Source organism: Streptomyces sp. DSM 106670 (assembly GCF_055792845.1).
Genome location: NZ_CM147704.1, coordinates 7,088,194 through 7,108,314 on the forward strand (window position 1 = coordinate 7,088,194; position 20,121 = coordinate 7,108,314).

At 73.9% G+C, this 20,121-nt stretch carries 18 protein-coding genes; 8 read left to right on the forward strand and 10 right to left on the reverse strand.

Features of this window, described 5'->3' with window-relative positions; translation table 11 throughout:
* Positions 1-291 precede the first annotated feature (291 nt).
* Complete coding sequence (locus tag ACSMXR_RS31410) at positions 292-696, forward strand: (2Fe-2S) ferredoxin domain-containing protein (RefSeq protein ID WP_218524154.1); 405 nt, start codon at positions 292-294, stop codon at positions 694-696.
* Between the two features lie 30 nt (positions 697-726).
* Here ACSMXR_RS31410 and ACSMXR_RS31415 read toward each other — a convergent pair whose 3' ends face one another.
* From ACSMXR_RS31415 to ACSMXR_RS31445, 7 genes are all read right to left on the reverse strand, one after another.
* On the reverse strand, positions 727-2,631 hold the full coding sequence (locus tag ACSMXR_RS31415) for a helix-turn-helix domain-containing protein (RefSeq protein WP_473170414.1): 1,905 nt from the start codon (positions 2,629-2,631) through the stop codon (positions 727-729).
* 97 nt (positions 2,632-2,728) lie between these two features.
* On the reverse strand, positions 2,729-4,117 hold the full coding sequence (locus tag ACSMXR_RS31420) for an MFS transporter (RefSeq protein ID WP_473170415.1): 1,389 nt from the start codon (positions 4,115-4,117) through the stop codon (positions 2,729-2,731).
* A 92-nt stretch (positions 4,118-4,209) separates the two neighbouring features.
* The gene (locus ACSMXR_RS31425; RefSeq protein WP_473170416.1) at positions 4,210-5,007 is read right to left on the reverse strand and encodes a 3-hydroxybutyrate dehydrogenase; all 798 of its coding nucleotides are present in this window, start codon (positions 5,005-5,007) and stop codon (positions 4,210-4,212) included.
* Positions 5,008-5,230: 223 nt separating this feature from the next.
* Positions 5,231-6,700, reverse strand: a complete 1,470-nt coding sequence (locus ACSMXR_RS31430) for a 3-hydroxybutyrate oligomer hydrolase family protein (protein WP_473170417.1) — start codon at positions 6,698-6,700, stop codon at positions 5,231-5,233.
* A gap of 81 nt (positions 6,701-6,781) precedes the next feature.
* Positions 6,782-8,104, reverse strand: coding sequence for an extracellular catalytic domain type 1 short-chain-length polyhydroxyalkanoate depolymerase (locus ACSMXR_RS31435; protein WP_473170418.1), 1,323 nt, complete (start codon positions 8,102-8,104; stop codon positions 6,782-6,784).
* 194 nt (positions 8,105-8,298) lie between these two features.
* Positions 8,299-8,955 (reverse strand): 3-oxoacid CoA-transferase subunit B, encoded by a 657-nt coding sequence (locus ACSMXR_RS31440; protein WP_473170419.1) that lies wholly within the window; start codon positions 8,953-8,955, stop codon positions 8,299-8,301.
* A 1-nt stretch (position 8,956) separates the two neighbouring features.
* Positions 8,957-9,772 carry a CoA transferase subunit A gene (locus ACSMXR_RS31445; RefSeq protein WP_473170420.1) on the reverse strand — a complete coding sequence of 272 codons (816 nt, stop codon included), beginning with the start codon at positions 9,770-9,772 and terminating at the stop codon, positions 8,957-8,959.
* Positions 9,773-9,944: 172 nt separating this feature from the next.
* Here ACSMXR_RS31445 and ACSMXR_RS31450 point away from each other — a divergent pair, with 172 nt between their 5' ends.
* A complete protein-coding gene (locus tag ACSMXR_RS31450) occupies positions 9,945-10,145 on the forward strand; it encodes a type II toxin-antitoxin system VapB family antitoxin (protein ID WP_065476793.1) in 201 nt (66 codons plus the stop codon).
* A gap of 29 nt (positions 10,146-10,174) precedes the next feature.
* On the opposite strand, the gene ACSMXR_RS31455 is transcribed toward ACSMXR_RS31450, so the two are convergent.
* Positions 10,175-10,678 (reverse strand): NUDIX domain-containing protein, encoded by a 504-nt coding sequence (locus ACSMXR_RS31455; RefSeq protein WP_473170421.1) that lies wholly within the window; start codon positions 10,676-10,678, stop codon positions 10,175-10,177.
* A 139-nt stretch (positions 10,679-10,817) separates the two neighbouring features.
* Between ACSMXR_RS31455 and ACSMXR_RS31460 the strand changes: the two genes are divergently transcribed.
* A complete protein-coding gene (locus ACSMXR_RS31460; RefSeq protein ID WP_137229115.1) occupies positions 10,818-11,936 on the forward strand; it encodes a glycerate kinase in 1,119 nt (372 codons plus the stop codon).
* Between the two features lie 45 nt (positions 11,937-11,981).
* Here ACSMXR_RS31460 and ACSMXR_RS31465 read toward each other — a convergent pair whose 3' ends face one another.
* The gene (locus ACSMXR_RS31465; RefSeq protein ID WP_473170422.1) at positions 11,982-12,764 is read right to left on the reverse strand and encodes a PucR family transcriptional regulator; all 783 of its coding nucleotides are present in this window, start codon (positions 12,762-12,764) and stop codon (positions 11,982-11,984) included.
* 252 nt (positions 12,765-13,016) lie between these two features.
* Here ACSMXR_RS31465 and ACSMXR_RS31470 point away from each other — a divergent pair, with 252 nt between their 5' ends.
* Genes ACSMXR_RS31470 through ACSMXR_RS31490 form a run of 5 tightly spaced genes read left to right on the forward strand, consistent with a single transcriptional unit; the run spans position 13,017 to position 17,892 of the window.
* Complete coding sequence (locus tag ACSMXR_RS31470) at positions 13,017-13,814, forward strand: ABC transporter ATP-binding protein (protein WP_218524146.1); 798 nt, start codon at positions 13,017-13,019, stop codon at positions 13,812-13,814.
* Positions 13,811-14,611, forward strand: a complete 801-nt coding sequence (locus ACSMXR_RS31475) for an ABC transporter ATP-binding protein (RefSeq protein ID WP_218524145.1) — start codon at positions 13,811-13,813, stop codon at positions 14,609-14,611. The genes ACSMXR_RS31470 and ACSMXR_RS31475 overlap by 4 nt, the downstream gene beginning before the upstream one ends.
* The gene (locus tag ACSMXR_RS31480; RefSeq protein WP_030623674.1) at positions 14,608-15,498 is read left to right on the forward strand and encodes a branched-chain amino acid ABC transporter permease; all 891 of its coding nucleotides are present in this window, start codon (positions 14,608-14,610) and stop codon (positions 15,496-15,498) included. Before ACSMXR_RS31475 ends, ACSMXR_RS31480 begins: the two co-directional genes overlap by 4 nt.
* Complete coding sequence (locus ACSMXR_RS31485) at positions 15,491-16,642, forward strand: branched-chain amino acid ABC transporter permease (RefSeq protein WP_473170423.1); 1,152 nt, start codon at positions 15,491-15,493, stop codon at positions 16,640-16,642. Before ACSMXR_RS31480 ends, ACSMXR_RS31485 begins: the two co-directional genes overlap by 8 nt.
* Positions 16,639-17,892 carry an ABC transporter substrate-binding protein gene (locus ACSMXR_RS31490; protein WP_218524144.1) on the forward strand — a complete coding sequence of 418 codons (1,254 nt, stop codon included), beginning with the start codon at positions 16,639-16,641 and terminating at the stop codon, positions 17,890-17,892. The genes ACSMXR_RS31485 and ACSMXR_RS31490 overlap by 4 nt, the downstream gene beginning before the upstream one ends.
* A 41-nt stretch (positions 17,893-17,933) precedes the next feature.
* On the opposite strand, the gene ACSMXR_RS31495 is transcribed toward ACSMXR_RS31490, so the two are convergent.
* Positions 17,934-20,120: a bifunctional serine/threonine-protein kinase/ABC transporter substrate-binding protein gene (locus ACSMXR_RS31495; protein ID WP_473170424.1), complete on the reverse strand. Its 2,187-nt coding sequence runs from the start codon at positions 20,118-20,120 to the stop codon at positions 17,934-17,936.
* Between the last annotated feature and the right edge of the window lies 1 nt (position 20,121).

Below are 20,121 nucleotides of genomic sequence, written 5' to 3' on the forward strand. Positions count from 1 at the left end.
ATGACGGCAGCGCCCACAGGACGTGGACGTGTCATACAGGACCGAAGGTCTCGCCCGCCCGTGGAGATCCCTTCGACAGGACTCACGAGCCCGGCCACCGGGAACCCGAAGGCTCCAGTATGTCGACGACCGGTTTGCGGGGCTACTCCCCTTCGCAGCCGTCAACGATACCCCACCCGGCCGGACGAGGGCGCCGGTGTCCGGGCCGCGGGCGCCTCGGTAGAGTCGTGATGATCACCCGTGCCACCGGTGGTCCCCTCCACATCACCCACCGCGACGGGAAGTGCCCCCATGAGCCGCCGCTCCCGCAAGGACGTGCCCGCCCAGAGCGTCCCCCGGCCCACCGTCAGCGTCTGCCGGGGCTGCTGCTGCGGCACCGAGAAGATCCCCGGCGTCGACCACGCGGCCCAGCTGGCCCGGCTCCGCTCCGGCCTGGAGGGCGCCGCCACCGTACGGGCGGTCGAGTGCCTGGACGCCTGCGAGCAGGGCAACGTGATCGTCGTGCAGCCCTCCGCCGACGGCCGCCGTGCCGGGGGCCGGCCGGTCTGGCTGGGCCTGGTCAACGACGAGCACGCCGAGCAGGACATCGTGACCTGGGCGGCGGCGGGCGGGCCGGGCCTCGCGGACGCCCCGGACATCCTCGACCTGTACGTCTTCAAGCCCTCGCGCCGGGTCTCGGCGGGCCTGGACGGCTGAGAGCCCTCCCGGCCGGAGGGACGCGGCCCCTCACAGGCCCTGGGTCAGCCGGTGGAGGCGCAGGGCCAGCTGGATCTCCAGCGTGCGGGCAGGCGTGTTCCAGTCCTGGCCGAGCAGCCGGCCGATGCGCTCCAGCCGCTGCACCACCGTGTTCACATGGACATGGAGCAGGGCCCTGGTCCGGGTGAGGCTCGCGCCCTCGGCGAAATAGGCGTCCAGCGTGGTGACCAGATCGGTGCCGCGCCGGCTGTCGTAGTCGAGCACGGGCCCCAGCGTCCGCCGGACATAGCCTCCCAGGTCCGCCTGGTCGCCCAGGAGCACGCCGATGAACCCGAGATCCGCGACGGCCCCGCCGCTCCCGGTGTGACCGAGGGCGCGCAGCGCGGAGAGGCAGCGGTCGGCCTCGTTGTGCGCGTGCGGCAGGTCGGCCGGACCGGTGGCGGGCCCCGCCGCGCCGACCGTGACGGGGCAGCCGACCGCCTGGCCCAGCTCGGCGGCGAGCGCCTGCGCGGCCGGTCCCGGCTCCTCGGACGGCGCCACCAGGACGACATGGTCGTGGTGCAGCCCGGCCAGACCGTTACGGGCCTGCGCGCTCCGGGCGGTCGCGGCCAGCAGCCGGTGCCGGGGGGCCACCTCGCTGTGCGCGACGAACACACTGTGCCGACGGGTCAGGTTGACGCCGAGGCGCCGGGCGCGGGCCGCCAGGGTGCCCGGGTCGCCGGTGCGCGAGAGCAGATCGCCCAACAGCTCGCCCCGTACCCGGTCCTCCGTCTCGGCGACCGAGCGGCGCAGCAGCATGAGCAGAGCGGTGACGACGCTGGCCCGTTCGAACAGCAGCCGGTCCGCGTCCGCGAGCCCCGCCCGGCCGGTCAGCGCGATCGAGCCGAGGAGTTCGGGCCCGGCCAGGACGGCGCAGACCCAGGTGCCGCCCAGGGGAACGGCCCGGCCCCTGGCCCGGGAGGCGGACACCGCCGGGATCGGCTGCGGCAGCGGCTCGGTGCGGGCCCGGGCCAGTTCGGCGCCGTCCGCGTCATGGATGAGGATCCCGCCGTCCAGGATGTCGGCGAGGGCCGCCGCCACGTCGTCGGCGCCGCCGCCCTGGAGCACGAGATCGGTGAGCTGGTCGTGGGCCTCCTCGGCGCGGCGCATCGCCTCGCTGTGCGTCCGGATGGTCTCCGACGCGGCGTTGAGGTCGACCAGCGCGGCCCGGGTCTCCTCCAGCAGCCGGGCCCCGTCGATGGCGATGGCGGCGTGGTCGGCCAGCGAGGAGAGCAGCGCCACCTCGCCCGCGGTGAACTCGCGGGGGGCCCGGTCGGCCGCGTACAGCACGCCGATGATGTGCGAGCCCAGCCGCAGCGGCACACCGAGGATCGCCCGCAGCCCCTCGTCCAGGACCGCGCTGTCGATGGTGGTGGTGTGGTGGAACCGGGTGTCGGCCTGGTAGTCGCCGGTCGCGTACGGGCGGGCGGTCTGGGCGACCAGTCCGCCCAGGCCCTCGCCCATGCCGAGCCGCACCCGCTGGAACGCCTCGGCCACCGACCCGTCGGTGACCCGCATATAGGTGTCGCCCGCGGTGTCGTCGTTGAGCGACAGATAGGTGACGTCGGTGCCGAGCAGCAGCTTCGCCCGGTGGACGATGGCCCGCAGCACGGCGTCCAGGTCACGCAGGGCCGCCAGGTCGCTGGCGGTGTCGAACAGGGCGGTGAGCTGCGCCTCGCGCACCCGGTGCTGGCTGAGCGTGCGCCGGATGCGCAGCGCCACGGCGGCGGCCTCCGCGATCTCGGCCAGCTCGGCCGCAGAGGCTCCCGCCTGCCGGGCGGCGGTGGCGGGCCGGTCGAACTCCTCGGCCGCCGCGCCCTGCGCCAACAGGTCGAGGAGCCCGCGCAGGGCTGCCGCGGAGTGCTGGGGGCCGGGGGCTGTCACGCCGGTGAGCATACGGTGGTCGCCTCCCGGGAGGGGCCGAGCGGGCAGCGGGGGTGGGCGCGTCTCCCGCGCGCCGTGAGAGCGGTGCGGCGCGCGGGAGGGCGTGGGGTCAGCGGCCGAGCGGGACCGAGTCCTCGCGGGTGGCGGCCGGCGCGGCCGGGACCGAGGAGTCCAGGCCGTCCTTGGCCAGATCGCGGCCCCGGGTCTCCTTCGCGATCCACACCGTCACAGCGGTGACCAGGGAGGCGAAGCAGAGGTAGAGGGAGATCGGGACGGACGAGCGGTAGTCCTTGAGCAGCTCGACCGCGATCAGCGGGGCGAGCGCCCCACCGATGATCGAGGCGAGCTGGGAGCCCATCGAGGCGCCGGAGTAGCGGACCTTCGTGTCGAACATCTCGGAGATGAAGGCCGCCTGCGGCCCGTACATCGCCCCGTGCAGCAGCAGCCCGACGGTGACCGACAGGACGATCACCGGGAAGGACCTGGTGTCCAGGAGCGCGAAGAAGCCGAACGCCCAGACGGCCATGCCGAGCGCGCCGATCAGGGTGACGGGCCGGCGGCCGAGCCGGTCCGAGAGGGCGCCCCACAGCGGGATGGTGACGAAGTGGACCGCCGAGCCGATCAGTACGGCGTTGAGCGCGTCGCTCTTGGACAGCTCCAGGTGCACGGTCACGTAGACCAGGAGGAACGCGGTGAGGATGTAGTACGAGATGTTCTCGCCGAAGCGGGTGCCGATGGCGAGGAGCACCTCGCGCCAGCTCCTGCGGAACACCTCGACGACCGGCGGCTGTTCCTTGACGCCCGCGGCGGCCTGCTCCCGCGCCTTCTTCTGCGCCTCCAGGAAGACCGGGGACTCCTCCACGGAGATCCGGATCCACAGGCCGAGCATCACGAGGACGCCGGAGAGCAGGAACGGGATGCGCCAGCCCCAGGCGAGGAAGGCCTCGTCGGACTGGACGGCGGCCAGCAGCGCCAGGACACCGGTCGCGAGCAGGTTGCCGCCGGGGGCTCCGGCCTGCGGCCAGGAGGCCCAGAAGCCGCGCCGCTCGTCGCCGCCGTGTTCGGAGACGAGGAGGACCGCGCCGCCCCACTCGCCGCCGAGCGCGAAGCCCTGGACCAGCCGCAGCACCGTCAGCAGGATCGGCGCCCAGACGCCGATGCTGGCGTGGGTGGGCAGCAGCCCCATCGCGAAGGTGGCGCCGCCCATCATCAGCAGGCTGATCACGAGGAGCTTCTTGCGGCCGATCTTGTCGCCGTAGTGGCCGAAGACGACGCCGCCGAGCGGACGGGCGGCGAAGCCGACCGCGTACGTCAGGAAGGCCAGCAGGGTGCCGACGAGCGGGTCGCTGCTGGGGAAGAACAGCGTGTTGAACACGAGCGCGGCGGCCGAGCCGTAGAGGAAGAAGTCGTACCACTCGATGGTGGTGCCGACGAGGCTGGCCGCGACGATCCGGCCGATCCGGCCGTTGCCGGGCGGGGCGGAGCTGGGGGAACCCATGGTGAGTCACCGCGTTTCGTTGGCAGGTGGGTCAGGGACGGGGGTGCGGGTGGTGCGCCCGGCTCCGGTGGGGACCGGAGGCGGGTGTGGGGTCAGTGGGCGCCCCAGCCCCCGTCGACGGGGAGCGAGGCGCCGGTGATGTACGAGGTGTGGGGGCCGCAGAGCCAGAGACAGACGGCGGCGACCTCTTCGGGTTCGATCAGCCGCTTGATCGCGGAGCGGTCCAGCAGGATGCCGGCGACGACCTCCTCCGGGGCGATCCCGTGCGCGGCGGCCTGGCCCGCGATCTGGCCCTCGACCAGGGGCGTACGTACGTAACCGGGGTTGACGCAGTTGCTGGTCACCCCGTGCGGGGCGCCCTCCAGCGCGGCCACCTTGCTCAGCCCCTCCAGGCCGTGCTTGGCGGCGACATAGGCGGACTTGAAGGCGCTGGCCCGCAGCCCGTGCATGCTGGAGACGTTGACGATCCGGCCCCACCCTCCGGCGTACATGTGCGGAAGGCAGTGCCGCATCAGCAGGAACGGGGCGCTCACCATCACCTTCTGGATCAGCTCGAAGCGGTCCGGCGGGAAGTCCTCGATGGCGGCCACGTGCTGCAGCCCCGCGTTGTTGACCAGGACGTCCACACCGGCCGGCAGCGTCCTGATCGCCTCGGGGTCGGCCAGGTCCACGACATGGGCCACGCCGCCGATCGCGGCGGCGACGGACTTGGCGCTCCCGGCCTCGCGGTCGACCACATGGACCAGGGCCCCGGCCCCGGCGAGCGCCTCGGCGGTGGCCCGTCCGATGCCGCTGCCGCCGCCGGTGACGAGGGCGGTACGCCCCCTGAGGTCCACGGCCCCGGCATCCGGCGCCGGGGGACCGGGCGCTGCGTGAAATTGGCTCGTCATGGCCGGAAACGCTAGAGACACTCCGCCGGGCAGCCCATGGCGTGGATCTCCACAGTGGGCGGGCGGGAAGTGGCGGACATCGCCACCCGTCGAACCCTGTGTGACGCACGGGGCACCAGGGGCCACGGGACGGACACCACGACGGAACCGGCGAAACGCACGGGACGGGGCCCTCCGGAGTGGAGGGCCCCGTCAGGGGCGGGCCGGAGCCGGCTGCCGGCCGCTACCCGTCCAGGCGGCACCGGGCGAGCAGCTCGGCGGGGGAGGCCCCCTCCGGCAGCTTCAGGGTCCGGCTCGACGGGGGCCGCCGGCCCTCGTCCAGCCAGCGTTCCAGCGCGGCGGCCGCCGAACGGTGGCACGGCACGAGCGGCCGCAGCCGGTCGGGGAAGGCGTCGACGAGCGAGTCCACATGGGTGCCGCCCTCGACCCGGTAGTAGCGGTGGAGCGCGCCACGGCCCTCCCGCCGCACCATCGAGGCGTACGTGTCCGAGGACGCGGAGATCGGCAGCAGGACGTCCAGGGTGCCGTGGAAGCTGATCAGCGGCTTCCCGATCCGGCCCGTCAGGGCGATCTTCGCGACGGCGTCGCGGACCTCGGCCGGCCGTTCGGCGTAGACGTAGTCGGCGTCGCAGGCGGGCGTTCCCGGCGCGCAGAACGGCGTGCCTGCCTCGGTCGCGCCGTCGAACTCCGGGTCCAGCTCCTCCCGGTAGATCCGCTGGGTCAGATCCCAGTAGTACTGGTGGTGGTACGGCCAGAGGAACTCCGAACCCGCCGGGTATCCGGCGGCGGTCATGGCCCGGTGGGCGTCCTCGGCGTCGGCGCCCCCGGCCGCGTACCGCGGATAGGCGCGGAGGGCGGGCGGCAGGAAGGTGAGGAGGTTCGGCCCCCCGGCGGTCCAGAGCGTGCCTTCCCAGTCCACTCCGCCGTCGTACAGCCCGGGGTGGTTCTCCAGCTGCCAGCGCACCAGATAGCCGCCGTTGGACATGCCCATCGCCAACGTGCGGGAAGGGGGCCGCAGATAGCGCTGGGCGACCACCAGCCGGGCCGCGCGGGTGAGCTGGGTGAAGCGGGTGTTCCACTCGGCGATGGCGTCACCGGGGGCGGTGCCGTCCCGGTGGAAGGCGGCCGAGGTGTTGCCCTTGTCGGTGGCGGCGAACGCGTAGCCCCGGGCGAGCGCCCAGTCGCCGAAGGCCCGGTCGTTGGCGTACTGCTCGCGCACCCCCGGCGATCCGGCGACGACGAGGCCGCCGTTCCAGCGGTCGGGGAGCCGGATGACGAACTGGGAGTCGTGGTTCCAGCCGTGGTTGGTGTTGCCGGTCGAGGTGTCGGGGAAGTAGCCGTCGATCTGGATGCCCGGTACGCCGCTGGGGGTGGCCAGGCCCTCCGGTGTGAGCCCCGCCCAGTCGGCCGGGTCGGTGTGCCCGGAGGCCACTGTGCCCGCCGTCGTCAACTCCCGCAGGCATGCGGCCTGTTGGTGGGCGGCTCCGGGCACCCTGATCAGGTCGGGGCGCGAGCAGCGACCGGCTCCGGCGGTGTCCGGCGACAGCGGGGCGGCGGCGGACGGGGTCGCCGTCCACGCCGTCAGCAGGGCCGCGGCGACGGCCGCCCCGCGCAGCCACCGGCCGCGGGCCGGACCACGCGGACGGTCGTGTCGTGATCCGGTGCGCCGGACTGCCGGTGGGGCGACTGGCATGGGCTGGGCCTCCGTCGATGAGCGGGTGAGCGGGTGCGTCGGTGCGTTGGAGAGACGTAGGTGTGTTGGAGAGAAGAGGTGTCAGGGGCAGGCGCCGTCGGCCCGTACGTAGTGGCCCGGCGGTGACTCCTTGAGGGTGTGGGTCACGAAGGTGTTGTAGAGCCCCAGGTCCTGGCCGGAGCCCTTCGCGTACACCAGGCCGCCGGTGGTGGTGGCCCGCCCGGCACGTACGTGCTCGTAGTTGCTGGCCGTCCAGCAGGCGGCGGGCTCGGTGGGCGGGTCCACGGGCGGCTCGGGGATGGTGGTGCCGTCGAGACCGAAGAACCGGACGATCCAGGAGGAGGAGCAGATCGAGTCGATGAAGTGCTGGGTACCGGTGGCGCCGCACTGCTCCGCGCCACTGCCCGGATCGACCGGAGTGCCGTGCCCGATGCCGGGCACCCGGTTGACCTCGACGACGCTCGCGCCGCCGGCCGCCAGATACTCGCTCCTGCGGGTGCTGTTGGGGCCGATGGTGGAGGTCCGGTCCGGGGTCTGGCCGAGGCCGTGCACCGCGGTCCACTGGTCCCGCAGCTCATCGGCGTTCTTCGGGGCGACGGTCGTGTCGCCGTCCCCGTGCCAGATCGCCACCCGGGGCCAGGGGCCCGCGAAACCGGGGTGGGCGTCCCGGACGGCCTGCGCCCACGCCGCCGGGGTCCGGTCCGCACCGGGGCTCATACAGCCGAACGCCGACACCACGTCGACCCCGCAGCCGTACGGGATGCCCGCGACGACCGCGCCCGCGGCGAACACGTCCGGGTAGGCGGCCAGCATGACCGACGTCATCGCCCCGCCCGCCGACAGACCCGTCACCTGGACCCGGCCGGTGTCCACCCCGTAGGCGGTCGCGGCGTGGGCGACCATCTGCCGGATCGACGCGGCCTCGCCCTGGCCCCGCCGGGTGTCGCTCGGCTGGAACCAGTTGAAGCACTTGTTGGCGTTGTTGGCGGTGGTGGTCTCGGCGTAGACGACCAGGAAGCCGTGCCGGTCGGCGAAGGTGTTCAGCCCGGAGTTGTCGGAGTAGATCTGCGCGCTCTGGGTGCAGCCGTGCAGGGCGACGACCACGGGCGCGTCCGCGGGCAGGGCCGCGGGCCGGTACACGTACATGTTCAGGCCGCCGGGGTTGGCCCCGAAGGAGGTCACGCGCTCCAGCGAGGCGGCCGCCCGGGCCTCGGCGGCCACCGATCCCGCCGGTGCCGCCCCGGCGGGTCCCGGTCCTGCCAGTGCCGCCCCGGTGGCCAGGGCGACGACGGCGGCGAACCGGCGCACGGCACGGCTCCACCGCCCGCCGCGCCGTGCCCCGGGAGGCGGGGCGGGCGGCGGAGCCCCGAACGGAGCCGGGTGCGACGGCATGACGTACGACATGGTGACCTCCCGTGGGACGGTGCACGGGATCGCCCGTGATCCCGTGACCCCGGCCGGGGCGCGCCGCACGGCGGCGGTACGGCCGAGGTGCGGTCACCGTAGGAAGCGGGCGGGAGGGCGGGTAATGGCGATGCCCTCCACAACCGGCCCGGGAGCCGGGGGCCACGACCTGTTGCCGGGAGTGCGCCCGGCTGCTACGCGCGTACCGACACCGGCTCGTGCGCCACGGTCAGCTCCGCCCCGGTCGCGGCCCGCACCTGATCGACCGTCACCCCGTCGGCCACCTCCCGCAGCAGAAAGCCCTCGGGGGTGACGTCGAGGACCGCGAGATCGGTGATGATCCGGTGCACCACGCCCCGGCCGGTGAGCGGCAGGGTGCAGGTGTCGAGCAGCTTGGGGGAGCCGTCGCGTGCCGTGTGTTCCGTCAACACGATGACGCGCCGGGCCCCGTGGACGAGATCCATGGCGCCGCCCATGCCCTTGATCATCCTGCCGGGAATCACCCAGTTCGCCAGATCGCCGGAGGCGGACACCTGCATCGCCCCCAGCACCGCGACGTCGATGTGCCCGCCCCGGATCATCGCGAAGGAGAGCGCGGAGTCGACGCAGGACGCCCCGGACAGCAGCGTCACCGTCTCCTTGCCCGCGTTGATCAGATCGGGCCTGACCTCGGACGCGTCGGGGTAGGGGCCGACGCCGAGCAGGCCGTTCTCCGACTGGAACACCACCTCGACCCCGTCCGGCAGGTGGTCCGGGATGAGCGTCGGCAGACCGATGCCGAGGTTGACGTAGGAGCCGTCGGCCAGCTCCTCGGCGGCGCGGGCCGCCATCTGCGTACGCGTCAGCGGCATCTCAGGTGGTCCCTTCGTGGGCAGCGGCAGCGGCGGCGAGGGCGGGGGCGGGGGCGGTGCGGACGGTACGGCGCTCGACGCGCTTCTCGGCGCGCGGGTCGTCGGGGCCGATGGGGACGACCCGCTGGACGAAGACGCCGGGCAGATGGATGTCGTCGGGGGCGAGTTCGCCGGGCTCGACGAGTTCCTCCACCTCCGCCACGGTGATGCGCCCGGCCATCGCGGCGAGCGGGTTGAAGTTGCGGGCGGAGGAGTCGAAGCGGAGATTTCCGTGCCGGTCGCCCACGGCGGCGCGCACCAGCGCGAAGTCGGTGGTGATGCCCTCCTCCAGCAGATGCTCCCGCCCGCCGAAGACCCGGGTCTCCCTGGGCGGCGAGGCGACCGCGACGGAGCCGTCCGCGCCGTACCGCCAGGCCAGACCGCCCTCGGCGATCACCGTGCCCGCACCGGCCGGGGTGTAGAACGCCGGGATGCCCGAGCCGCCGGCCCGCAACCGTTCCGCCAGGGTGCCCTGGGGGACGAGCTCCACCTCCAGCTCGCCCTGGAGGTACTGGCGCGCGAACTCCTTGTTCTCGCCCACGTAGGAGCTGGTCATCCGCGCGATCAGCCCCGCCCGCAGCAGGAGGCCCAGGCCCCAGTCGTCCACGCCGCAGTTGTTGGACACCACCCTCAGCTCACCGGCGCCCCGCTCCAGCAGCGCGTGGATCAGCACCCCGGGTATGCCGCACAGCCCGAAACCGCCCACCGCCAGCGACGCCCCGCGCGCCACGTCCGCGACCGCGTCCGCCGCGTCGGCGACCACCTTGTCCCTGCTCATCCGCACACCTCTCGTCGCATCGGCTGCGACGAGACTAGGAACCCGCGGCGGCCCACGACGATGGCGTCCGGCCACACATCGGGGCCGGGCCGGATGGTGGTCCCGCCCGTGCGGGCGCTGCCCTTCGGGGAAAGCGGCGCGTGTGCGGAACGGGCCGGGGTAGGGTCCGCGCATGGCCAAGGTGACCGTCAGTCTGGATGCCGAACTCGTCGTCGAAGTCATGGTGCTCGCGGGGGTCGGGAATCCCCAGGACGCCGTCGAACTCGTGGTGCGCGACTACATCGCGCGCGGCCACCGCACCGAGGCCGTGGTCGCCGAGCGCGAGGGCGCGGCGCGCGAGGTGGAGATCAAACCCGAGGCGCAGCAGGGCTGACCGCCGTCGGGCGCGCTGGGCAGGCCCTTCTACGCGGACGCGACCGGCTCGCCGTCCTCCAGCTCCGCCGGTCCGCCGCCGGAGGCCAGGACCGCCAGCGCCGCCCGTACCCGGTGGCGGAGCGCGCCCAGCAGAAAGCCGTCCAGATCGGCGGGCGCCACCAGCCGCCAGGACAGCAGCTCATCCTCCTGGAGCCGGATCGCCGCCAGCTGGGCGGCGGTCAGCACCCCGCCGTCGTACACGTACGCCACGATCGGCGGCCGGCCCACGCCCCGCACCCAGTCCACGGCGAGCAGCCGTCCCGGGGCCACGTCGAGCCCGATCTCCTCCGCCGTCTCGCGCCGGGCGCCCTGCCGGGGACCCTCGCCCGTCTCCGACTCGACGGTCCCGCCGGGCAGCGCCCAGCCCTCGCGGTAGTTCGGCTCGACGAGCAGGACCCGCCCGTCCACGTCACGGAAGAGCGCGGCGGCACCGGCCAGAACCCGGGGGAGCCCGGCGATGTACGCGGCGTAGTCGGCATCGGGAGTCGTCACGGCCGACAGCGTAGTGGCACGGGTCCGGACCGTACGGCCGTGGACGGCCATGGGCAGATCAGGGGTCGTGCGGATAGGGTCGGGGCGGCGCGACTGCCTGTTCGAAAGCAAGGGATGCAAGGTGACGGACGGAGCAGATGTGGAGACCGCGCGCGTGCTCGTCGCGGCGGACAAGTTCAAGGGCTCGCTCACGGCCGTACAGGTCGCGGAGCGGGTGACGGCCGGGCTGCGGCGCGTCGTGCCCGGCGTGCGGGTGGAGACCCTGCCGGTCGCGGACGGCGGCGACGGTACGGTCGCGGCGGCCGTGGCCGCCGGATTCGAGCGCCGTGAGGCGCGGGTGACCGGCCCCCTCGGGGAGCCGGTGACGGCGGCGTACGCGCTGCGCGGGTCCACCGCCGTGGTGGAGATGGCCGAGGCCTCGGGCCTCCAGCTCCTGCCCGACGGGGTGTTCGCCCCGCTCACGGCCACCACGTACGGCTCGGGCGAACTGCTGCGGGCCGCCCTGGAGGCGGGGGCCACGACGATCGTGTTCGGGGTCGGCGGCAGCGCCACCACGGACGGCGGCGCGGGCATGCTCGCCGCCCTCGGCGCCCGCTTCCTGGACGCGGACGGCAAGCCCGTCGGCCCCGGCGGCGGACCGCTCGCCGAGCTGGCCGAGGCCGACCTGTCCGGGCTCGACCCGCGGCTGGCGGACGTCGACCTGGTCCTGGCCAGCGATGTGGACAACCCGCTGACCGGGCCCAAGGGCGCCCCCGAGGTGTACGGGCGGCAGAAGGGCGCGAGCGAGGAGGACATCGCGGTCCTCGACGCGGCCCTGACGCACTTCGCCTCGGTCCTGGGCCCGGAGACGGCCGCCCTGCCCGGCGCGGGCGCGGCCGGAGGCATCGGTTACGGGGCGCTCGTCGCCCTCGGCGCCCGCTTCCGGCCCGGCATCGAGGTCATGCTCGACGTGCTGGGCTTCGCCCCGGCGCTCGCCCGGGCCACGCTGGTCATCACGGGCGAGGGTTCGCTCGACGAGCAGACGCTGCACGGCAAGGCCCCGGCCGGGGTCGCCGCCGCCGCCCGCGCGGCCGGGATCGAGGTCGTCGCGGTCTGCGGCCGCCTCGCCCTGCCCCCGGAGGCCCTGGAGAAGGCGGGCATCCGCCGCGCCTACGCCCTGGCCGAGCTGGAACCGGACCCGGCGGTGTCCATGGCCCAGGCCGGGCCGCTGCTGGAACGGGCGGCGGAGTCGATCGCCCGGGACTTCCTGGCGGGCTGACGTCGATACGTCCCCGAGGGGGAGCCGGCCCGGGCCGGCTCCCCCTCACCCCCCGCCCCCGGGGCCCGCCGGGGCGGACGACAGCCGCAGCACGTCCAGCGCCAGCACCAGGTCGACCAGTTCGCGCGGCCGGGACAGCGAGCGCGCGGTCAGGCGCTCCAGCCGCCGCAGCCGGTTGAACACCGTGTTGCGATGACACCCCAGCCGGGCCGCCGCCCGCCCCACCGAACCCCCGCACTCCAGCCACGCCTCCAGCGTCTCCACCAGCAGTGACCGCTCCGCCGGTACGAGGGTCAGCAGCGGGCCGAACACCTCCGCCAGCAACCGGGTGGACAGCTCCGGGCGGCTCACCAGCAGGGCCGCCGGAAGCCGCTCGTCCAGCCGGATGATCTCCCGGCTGCCCGGCTCGCACGTCAGCAGCGCCGTACCCGCCAGCCGGTGCGCGGCGGCCACCTCCGACGGCGAGCCCACCACCGGGCTCACACCCCCCGGCCCGGCGCCCAGCTCCCTGAGCCGCGCCACCACCCGGTCCGGGCCCGCCGGGCCCAGCAGCACCACCGCGACCTCCCGGACCTCCTCACGGCCCTCCCCCCGGCCCTCCGCCCCGCCCGGAGAACCGTCGGCCCCGCCCCACCACCAGCGCGCGCCGTCCACGTCCGGGCCCTCGACCACCGCACCCTCCGGCACGGGCGCGCCCAGCACCACCACCGCGTAACGCCCCCGTTCCGGCAGCCCGAGTCCGCGCGCCGCGCGCTCCACCAGGTCCGGCCGCGCCCCGCCCGCCAGCAGCGGGCCGAGCAGCGCCCCGTACCGCGTTCCACGCCGCATCCGCCGCTCCGTCCCCGGGTCCGGGCGCACCTGATGACCGATGAGGATGCCACCGGCCGGACGGGCGGGCGGCCGCCCGTCACCGCGTCTGTGCGCGTGCACAACGAGGCCCCGCCTTCGCTGGTCGCCCGCATCGAGTCGGTCCCGCCCCGTGGACGCACGTCCCGCCCGGTGCTGGTCTGTGGCACCACCCCCACGGACCAGCACGACACACGACACACGACACACGACAAGGCGGAAGGAGGAGGACGCATGGCAACGCTAGAGATCCGCGGGCTGTCCGTCGGCTACGGCCCGGTCCGGGCGCTGCGCGACATCTCCGTCGATGTGCCGGACGGCGGGATCACCGCCGTGCTCGGCGGCAACGGCGCGGGCAAGACCACGCTGCTGCGGGCCGTGTCGCGGACCCTCGGCTTCCACCGCGGGACGGGCACCGGAACCATCCGGTTCGACGGCCGCCCCCTGGAAGGGCTGCGGCCCGCCCAGGTGGTGGCCGCCGGAGTGGTCCAGGTACCGGAGGGCCGGCAGGTCTTCGCCCGGATGACGGTGGCCGACAACCTGCGGGCGGGCGCCCTCGGGGCGCGCGGCGGACGCAAGGAGACGAGTGCCGCACTGGCCCGTGTCCACGAGCTGTTCCCGGTGCTCGCCGACCGCGCGCACCAGCGGGCCGGACTGCTCTCCGGCGGCGAGCAGCAGATGCTGGCGATGGGCCGCGCCCTGATGGCGGGGCCCCGGCTGCTCCTGCTGGACGAGCCCTCGCTCGGCCTCGCCCCGCTGATGGCGGCCAGGATCGCCGAGACCGTGCAGGAGATCAACGCGAGCGGCACCTCCGTCATGCTCGTCGAGCAGAACGCGGCGATCGCGCTGCGGCTCGCCTCCACGGCGTACGTTCTCGACGTCGGCGAGGTCGCCCTGTCCGGGCCCGCCGACGAACTCGCCGCCTCCGACGAGGTGCGCCGCCGCTATCTGGGCGTCGTGGACGAGGACGCGGCGGCGGACGCCGACCCGGCCGCCCGGACCCGGCGCACCCTGAGCAGGTGGTCCGCGTGACCACCACCGCCACGGCCTCCGCGCACAGCACCACGGCCGCCCTCGCCGTCGAGGACGTCACCGTCCGCTTCTCCGGGCTCACCGCCCTGGACGGCGTCTCCTTCACCGTCGAACCCGGCAGCGTGCACGCCGTCATCGGACCCAACGGCGCGGGCAAGTCCACCTGCTTCAACGTCCTGTCCGGCGTCTACCGCGCCACCTCCGGACACGTCCGCCTCGGCGACACCGAACTCACCGGACTCCCGCCGCACGCCATCGCGGACCTCGGGGTCGCCCGCACCTTCCAGAACCTGGCGCTGCCCCCGCACGCGACCGTCGCCGACAGCCTCCTCCTCGGCCGCCACCGGCTGACCCGCTCCGGGTTCCTCGCCACCGGCCTGCGACTGCCCTCGGCCGCCCGGGAGGAACGACGCCACCGCGACCGGGTCCGCGAGATCGCCGAATTCATCGGACTGGCCGGGGAGTTGGAGCGGCCCGCCGGATCGCTCCCGTACGGACAGCAGAAGCTCGTCGAGCTCGGCCGGGCCCTGTGCATGGAGCCGAAGGTCCTGCTGCTGGACGAGCCGATCGCCGGGATGACCGCGGACGAGCGCCGCCGCACCGCCGCCGTCGTGGCCGATGTACGCGACAGCCTCGGCATCTCCATCGTGCTGGTCGAGCACGACATGGGGGTGGTGATGCGGCTCGCGGACGCGGTGACCGTACTCGACTTCGGACGCAGGATCGCGGGCGGCACCCCCGCCGAGGTCCAGAACGACCCGGCGGTCGTCCAGGCCTACTTGGGGGCACCTCAATGACCACATTCGTCGAACTCCTCCTCGGCGGCCTGTCGATCGGCTCGGTGTACGCACTCATCGCGCTCGGGTTCGTCGTCATCTTCAAGGCGACCGAGGTGGTCAACTTCGCCCACGCGTCCCTGCTGTTGGCGGGCGGCTATGTCACCGCCGTGCTCCACGACGACATCGGGTTCTGGCCCGCGCTGCTCGTCGGGATCGCCGGGGCCGCGACCGTCGGGGCGGCCATCGAGTTCCTCGTGATGCGCCGCTACCGGGGCAGCGACCACAGCGTCCTGGCCATCGTCACCATCGGCGTCGACATCCTCCTGATCACCGAACTCACCCGCCGGATGGGCACGGACGTCCTCGCCCTCGGCGACCCCTGGGGCAACGAGGTCGTCCACATCGGCTCCATCACCCTCGCCCAGACCAGGATCGCCGCGTTCCTCGCCGCCGGGCTGCTGATCACCGTGTTCCTGCTCGCCTTCCGCTACACCTCGTGGGGGGTGTCGATGCGGGCCGCCGCCGAGAACCCGCAGACGGCGGCGCTCATGGGCATCAAGCTGGGGCGGGTCTCGCTCGCCGCCTGGGCGGTCGCCGGAGCCCTCGCCGCCGTCGCCGCGCTCTTCCTCACCGTGTTCCCGACCCCGGGCCTGGAGCGCGCCACCTCGCTCGCCGCGCTCAAGGCGTTCCCCGCCGCGATCCTCGGCGGACTCGACTCCACCACCGGGGCGCTGGCCGGCGGACTCATCGTCGGCGTCACCGAGTCGCTCGCCACCGGCTACCAGAGCGACCTGTCCTTCCTCGGCCGGGGCATCGGCGATCTGGCGCCCTACCTGGTGATGGTGGCCGTCCTGCTGATCCGGCCCGCGGGACTCTTCGGCACGAAGGAGCTGGCCCGTGTCTGACGCCACCGCCGAAGCCCCCGCCGTGGCCGCTCCCGTACGTGGTGGAACGGCGGGCGTCACCGACCGGCTGCGCAGCCCCCGTACGTACGCCGTCCTCATCGGCTCCCTGCTGCTCCTCGTCCTGCCGTTCTACCTGGACCGCTTCTGGCTCCAGGCCGGACTGTTCGCGATGGCGGCGGCGATCGGCGCCATCGGGCTCAACATGCTCACCGGCGCCACCGGCCAACTCTCCATGGGCCATGCGTTCTTCCTCGCCGTCGGCGCGTACGGCTACTGCGTCCTGGCGGGGGAGAGCAGCACCGAGAACGGGCACACGCTGACCGGACTCGGGCTGCCCACCTGGCTGGCCGCGATCCTCGCCGTGCTGCTCGCCGGAGCGGCGGGCGGGCTCTTCAGCCCCATCGCCGGCCGGCTGCGCGGCGCGTACCTCGGCATCGCGACGCTCGCGCTGATCTTCATCGGGCAGCACGTCCTGTTCAACGCGGGCTCGCTGACCGGTGGTTACAACGGCCGGGCCGTACCGCCGCTGTCGCTCTTCGGCTTCACCTTCGACGACAGCGAACTCATCGTCGCCGCCGTGCCGTTCGGCTCCTCGGAGAAGCTCTGGTACGCGGGTCTGGCCGCGCTCCTGCTGAGCGCGCTGTTCGCCCGGGGGGTGCTGCGCGGCCGGCCCGGACGGGCCATGAACGCCATCCGCGACCACCGGATCGCCGCCGGGGTGATGGGCGTGCCGGTGGCCCGCTACCGGGCCGGCGTCTTCGTCCTGTCCTCGATGTACGCGGGCCTCGCGGGCGTTCTGCTCGCCCTGGTCTTCCAGCGGACCGTGCCCGAGTACTTCGGCATGATCCTGTCCCTCGAATGCCTCGCCATGATCGTCATCGGCGGGCTCGGCAGCGTCGCGGGCGCCGTGATCGGCGCCGCCTTCGTCTCGCTGCTCCCGCAGGTGTTCACGCACTACAGCGACTCCCTGCCGCTGGTCTCCGCCCCCGGTACGGGCGGTCTGGCACCCGGTGAGGCGTCCCGCTATCTGTACGGCGCCGCGGTGGTCGCGGTGGTCCTGTTCCTGCCCGGCGGCCTCGCCCGCCTCGGCCTCGCCCGTACGAAGAAGCCGAAGGCTCCGAAGAATCCAGGGGAGAAGTCATGAAACTGAGAGTGCTCACGGCCGTGGTCGCGACCCTCGCCGTCACCCTCGTCGGGTGCAGCGGGAAGGCGACCGACTCCAAGGCGAACGAGGAGGGCGAGGGCGGCGTCAAGACCGGCCCCGGGGTCTCCTCCTCGACGATCTCCCTCGGTGTGCTGACCGACATGACCGGCGTCTACGCCTCGCTCGGCAAGAGCGTCACCCAGGCGCAGCAGCTGTGGGTCAAGCAGACCAACGACGCGGGCGGCATCTGCGACCGGAAGATCGAACTGACCGTTCGCGACCACGGATACGACCCGCAGAAGGCGATCGCCGCGTACACCGAACTGGAACCGAAGGTGCTCGGCTTCGCCCAGTTCATCGGCTCCCCGTTCGTCGCCGCCGTCGAGCAGCGCATCGACGGCCAGGACAAGGGCCTGGTGCTGCCGCAGGCCTGGTCGGCGAATCTGCTGGGCTCCCCGTACATCCGGGTCATCGGCGCCACCTACGACGTCGAGACGATCAACCTGATCGACTACCTCCTCGCCGAGAAGCGCATCGCGAAGGGCGACAAGATCGGTCACGTCTACTTCGAGGGCGACTACGGCGAGAACGCGCTCGTCGGCTCGAAGCACGCGGCGAAGGAGGCCGGTCTCACGGTCGTCGAGCAGAAGATCAAGCCGACCGACAACGACATGACGGCCCAGGTCGCCGCCCTCAAGCAGGCCGGGGTCAAGGCCGTGATCGTCAGCGCGGGGCCGCGCCAGGCGGCCTCGCTGGTCGGCGTCGCGGCGGCCACCGGCTTCGATGTCCCGGTCGTCGGCAACAACTCGGCCTTCGCGCCACAGCTGTTGAAGACCCAGGCGGGCCCCGCCCTGCTCAAGGACTACTACGTCGCCGCCTCCACCCTGCCCATCGGCGACCCGGGCGACGGCCCCGCCAAGCTCGCCAAGGAGTACGCCGCCCAGTACCCGAAGGACGTCCTCGACAACGGCGTCGTCGCCGGTTACACGGCGGCCTCCCTGTTCGGCGAGGCGCTGTCGAAGGCGTGCGACGACAAGGACCTCACCCGCGAGGGCATCGACAAGGCGCTGCTCACGATCAAGGGGTACGGGAGCGAGTTCGGGGTGACGCACGACTTCTCGGACCCGAAGGCGCCGTCCACCCGCGAGAGCGTCATCATGAAGCCCGACGCGGGCGCCTCCGGCGGTCTGAAGGTGGTCCGGCCGGCCGAGGTCGCCGCGGCGGCCGAGTCCTTCACCGTCGGTTCCTGAGCCCGGACGTGCCTGACGGAGGTCTGACCGGGGCAGCCCGGTCAGACCTCCGTGCCGTCCATCCCGATGTACCGGAAGCGCCCCCGCTCCACGCGATAGATGAAGACCCCGGTCCCGGTGTACATCCCGTTGGCCGACTCGAAGGCGTAGCTCTTGGACACGCCCTTGTACGAGGTCGTCCGCAGCGCGGGCAGCAGATCCTGGCGGCTGACCGTCTCCCGGCCCAGCCCCTCGGCGCAGGCGGCGATCAGCCCGACCGCGTCGTACGCCTCCGCGGCGAACAGCGGCGGAGCGCCGTCGAAACGCCCCCGGTAGGCGGCGGCGAACGGGTGCACCGAGGGTACGGAAGCGGGGTCCGCGGCCGTCGAGACGACCAGCCAGCCCGCCGCGGCCTCGCCCGCCTCCGCCAGGAACCGCGGGTCGTGCACGGCCTGGGTGCCGATCTTCGGGCCCAGGAACCCGGCCCTGGTCAGCGCCTTCGCGAACCGTCCGGCGTCCCGCCAGCCGCCCCCGTACACCACCGCCCCCGGCCGCTTCGCGGCGATCCGCTCGGCCTCGGCGTCCAGGTCGCGGGTGCCTTCCCGTACGGTCTCCGCCAACACGGTGCGGCCGTTGCCGCGCAGCCCCGTGTCCAGGAATCGGGTGGTCTGCCGGCCGTACTCGGTGCCGTCGTCGACCAGCGCGACCCGGTCGATCTCGTACGCCCCGAGGAACTGGGCCACCGGCAGCATCTGCATGTCGTTGCGCGGCCGCGCGCACAGGAAGATCCGGTTCAGGTGCCGGATGTCGCCGTCGACCACGCTGAGTAGCGGCAGCGCCGCCTCGTCGTACGCCACCAGCGCCTCCCGGGCCGCGTCCGTGCCGGTCGCGCCGATCGCGGCCACCAGGAGCGGGTCCTCGGCGAACCGGCGCACCGCCGCCTTCGCCCGCTCCTCGTCGCCCCCGTCGTCGACCGTGGTCAGCCGCAGCGTGAACGGCGCGTTCCCCCGGGCGTTGTGCTCCGCCACCGCGAGCCGCGCCGCCCGGTCCTGCCCCTTGCCCACGGCCGCCGACGGGCCGCTGAGGTCGGCCTGGAGCCCGATGTGCAGCTCCGGGCGGGCCGCCTTCCCGTCGTCCCCCTCGCCCTTCCCGCCCGGGTCCTTGTCGTCGCCCGAGGAGACCAGCCACGCGGCGGTGCCGCCCGTCGCCGCGAGGGCCGCGCCCCCGGTGACGTACGCGAGGAAGCGGCGACGGCCGACCGGGGCCGGCACGGCGGTCGTGTCCCGCCCACCGGGCCCCGTACCGGTGCCCGTGTCCGGGCCGCCGTCCGGGCCGCCGGCGGATCCGGCGTCCAGGCTCGTCGCGTCGATGTCGGGCAGCGCGAGCATCCGCGCCGAACGCTCGGCGATCAGATGGGTGACCGGACCGGGCAGCCAGCTGCCGCCCGACAGATCCTCGGCGAACGCCCGCCGGATGTCCGCCGTCGTCGGGCGGTCCTCGGGGGCCTTGGCCAGGCACGCCTCGACGACCGGACGCAGCCCGGGCGGCAGCGCGCCCAGCTCCGCCGGGTCGTGCACCGTACGGAACAGCATCGCCTCCACCGGACCGGTGCCGAACGGCCGCCCGCCGGTGGCCGCGTACACCAGGACGCAGCCCAGCGAGAAGACATCGCTCGCCGGGCCGATCCGCCGGCCCTGCGCCTGCTCGGGCGAGAGGAAGCCGGGGGAGCCGACGATCACGTCCGTCGCCGTGAGGACGGTGTCGTCCAGGGCCCGCGCGATCCCGAAGTCGATCAGCCGGGGCCCGTCCAGCCCCAGCAGCACATTGCCGGGCTTGACGTCCCGGTGCACGAGCCCCGCCGCGTGGACGGCCTCCAGCGCCTCCGCGAGCATCGAGCCCAGCGCCCGCACCCCGCGTTCCGGCAGCGGCCCACCGCCGCCGACCGCCTCGCTCAGGGCGGGTCCCGGCACGAACTCGGTGGCCAGCCACGGGGCCGGCGCCTCGGTGTCGGCGTCGACCACCGGCACCGCCCACCGGTTGCGCACCTGCCGGGCGATCGCCACCTCCCGCCGGAAGCGGGCCCGGAAGCCGGGGTCGTCGGCGTACTCCGCGCGGATCAGCTTGATCGCCACCAGCGCGCCGCCGGGCGACCGGCCGAGCAGCACCACACCCATGCCGCCGGCGCCGAGCCGGCCCAGGATGCGGTATCCGGCGATCCGTGCCGGGTCGGCGGAACGGAGCGGTTCCATC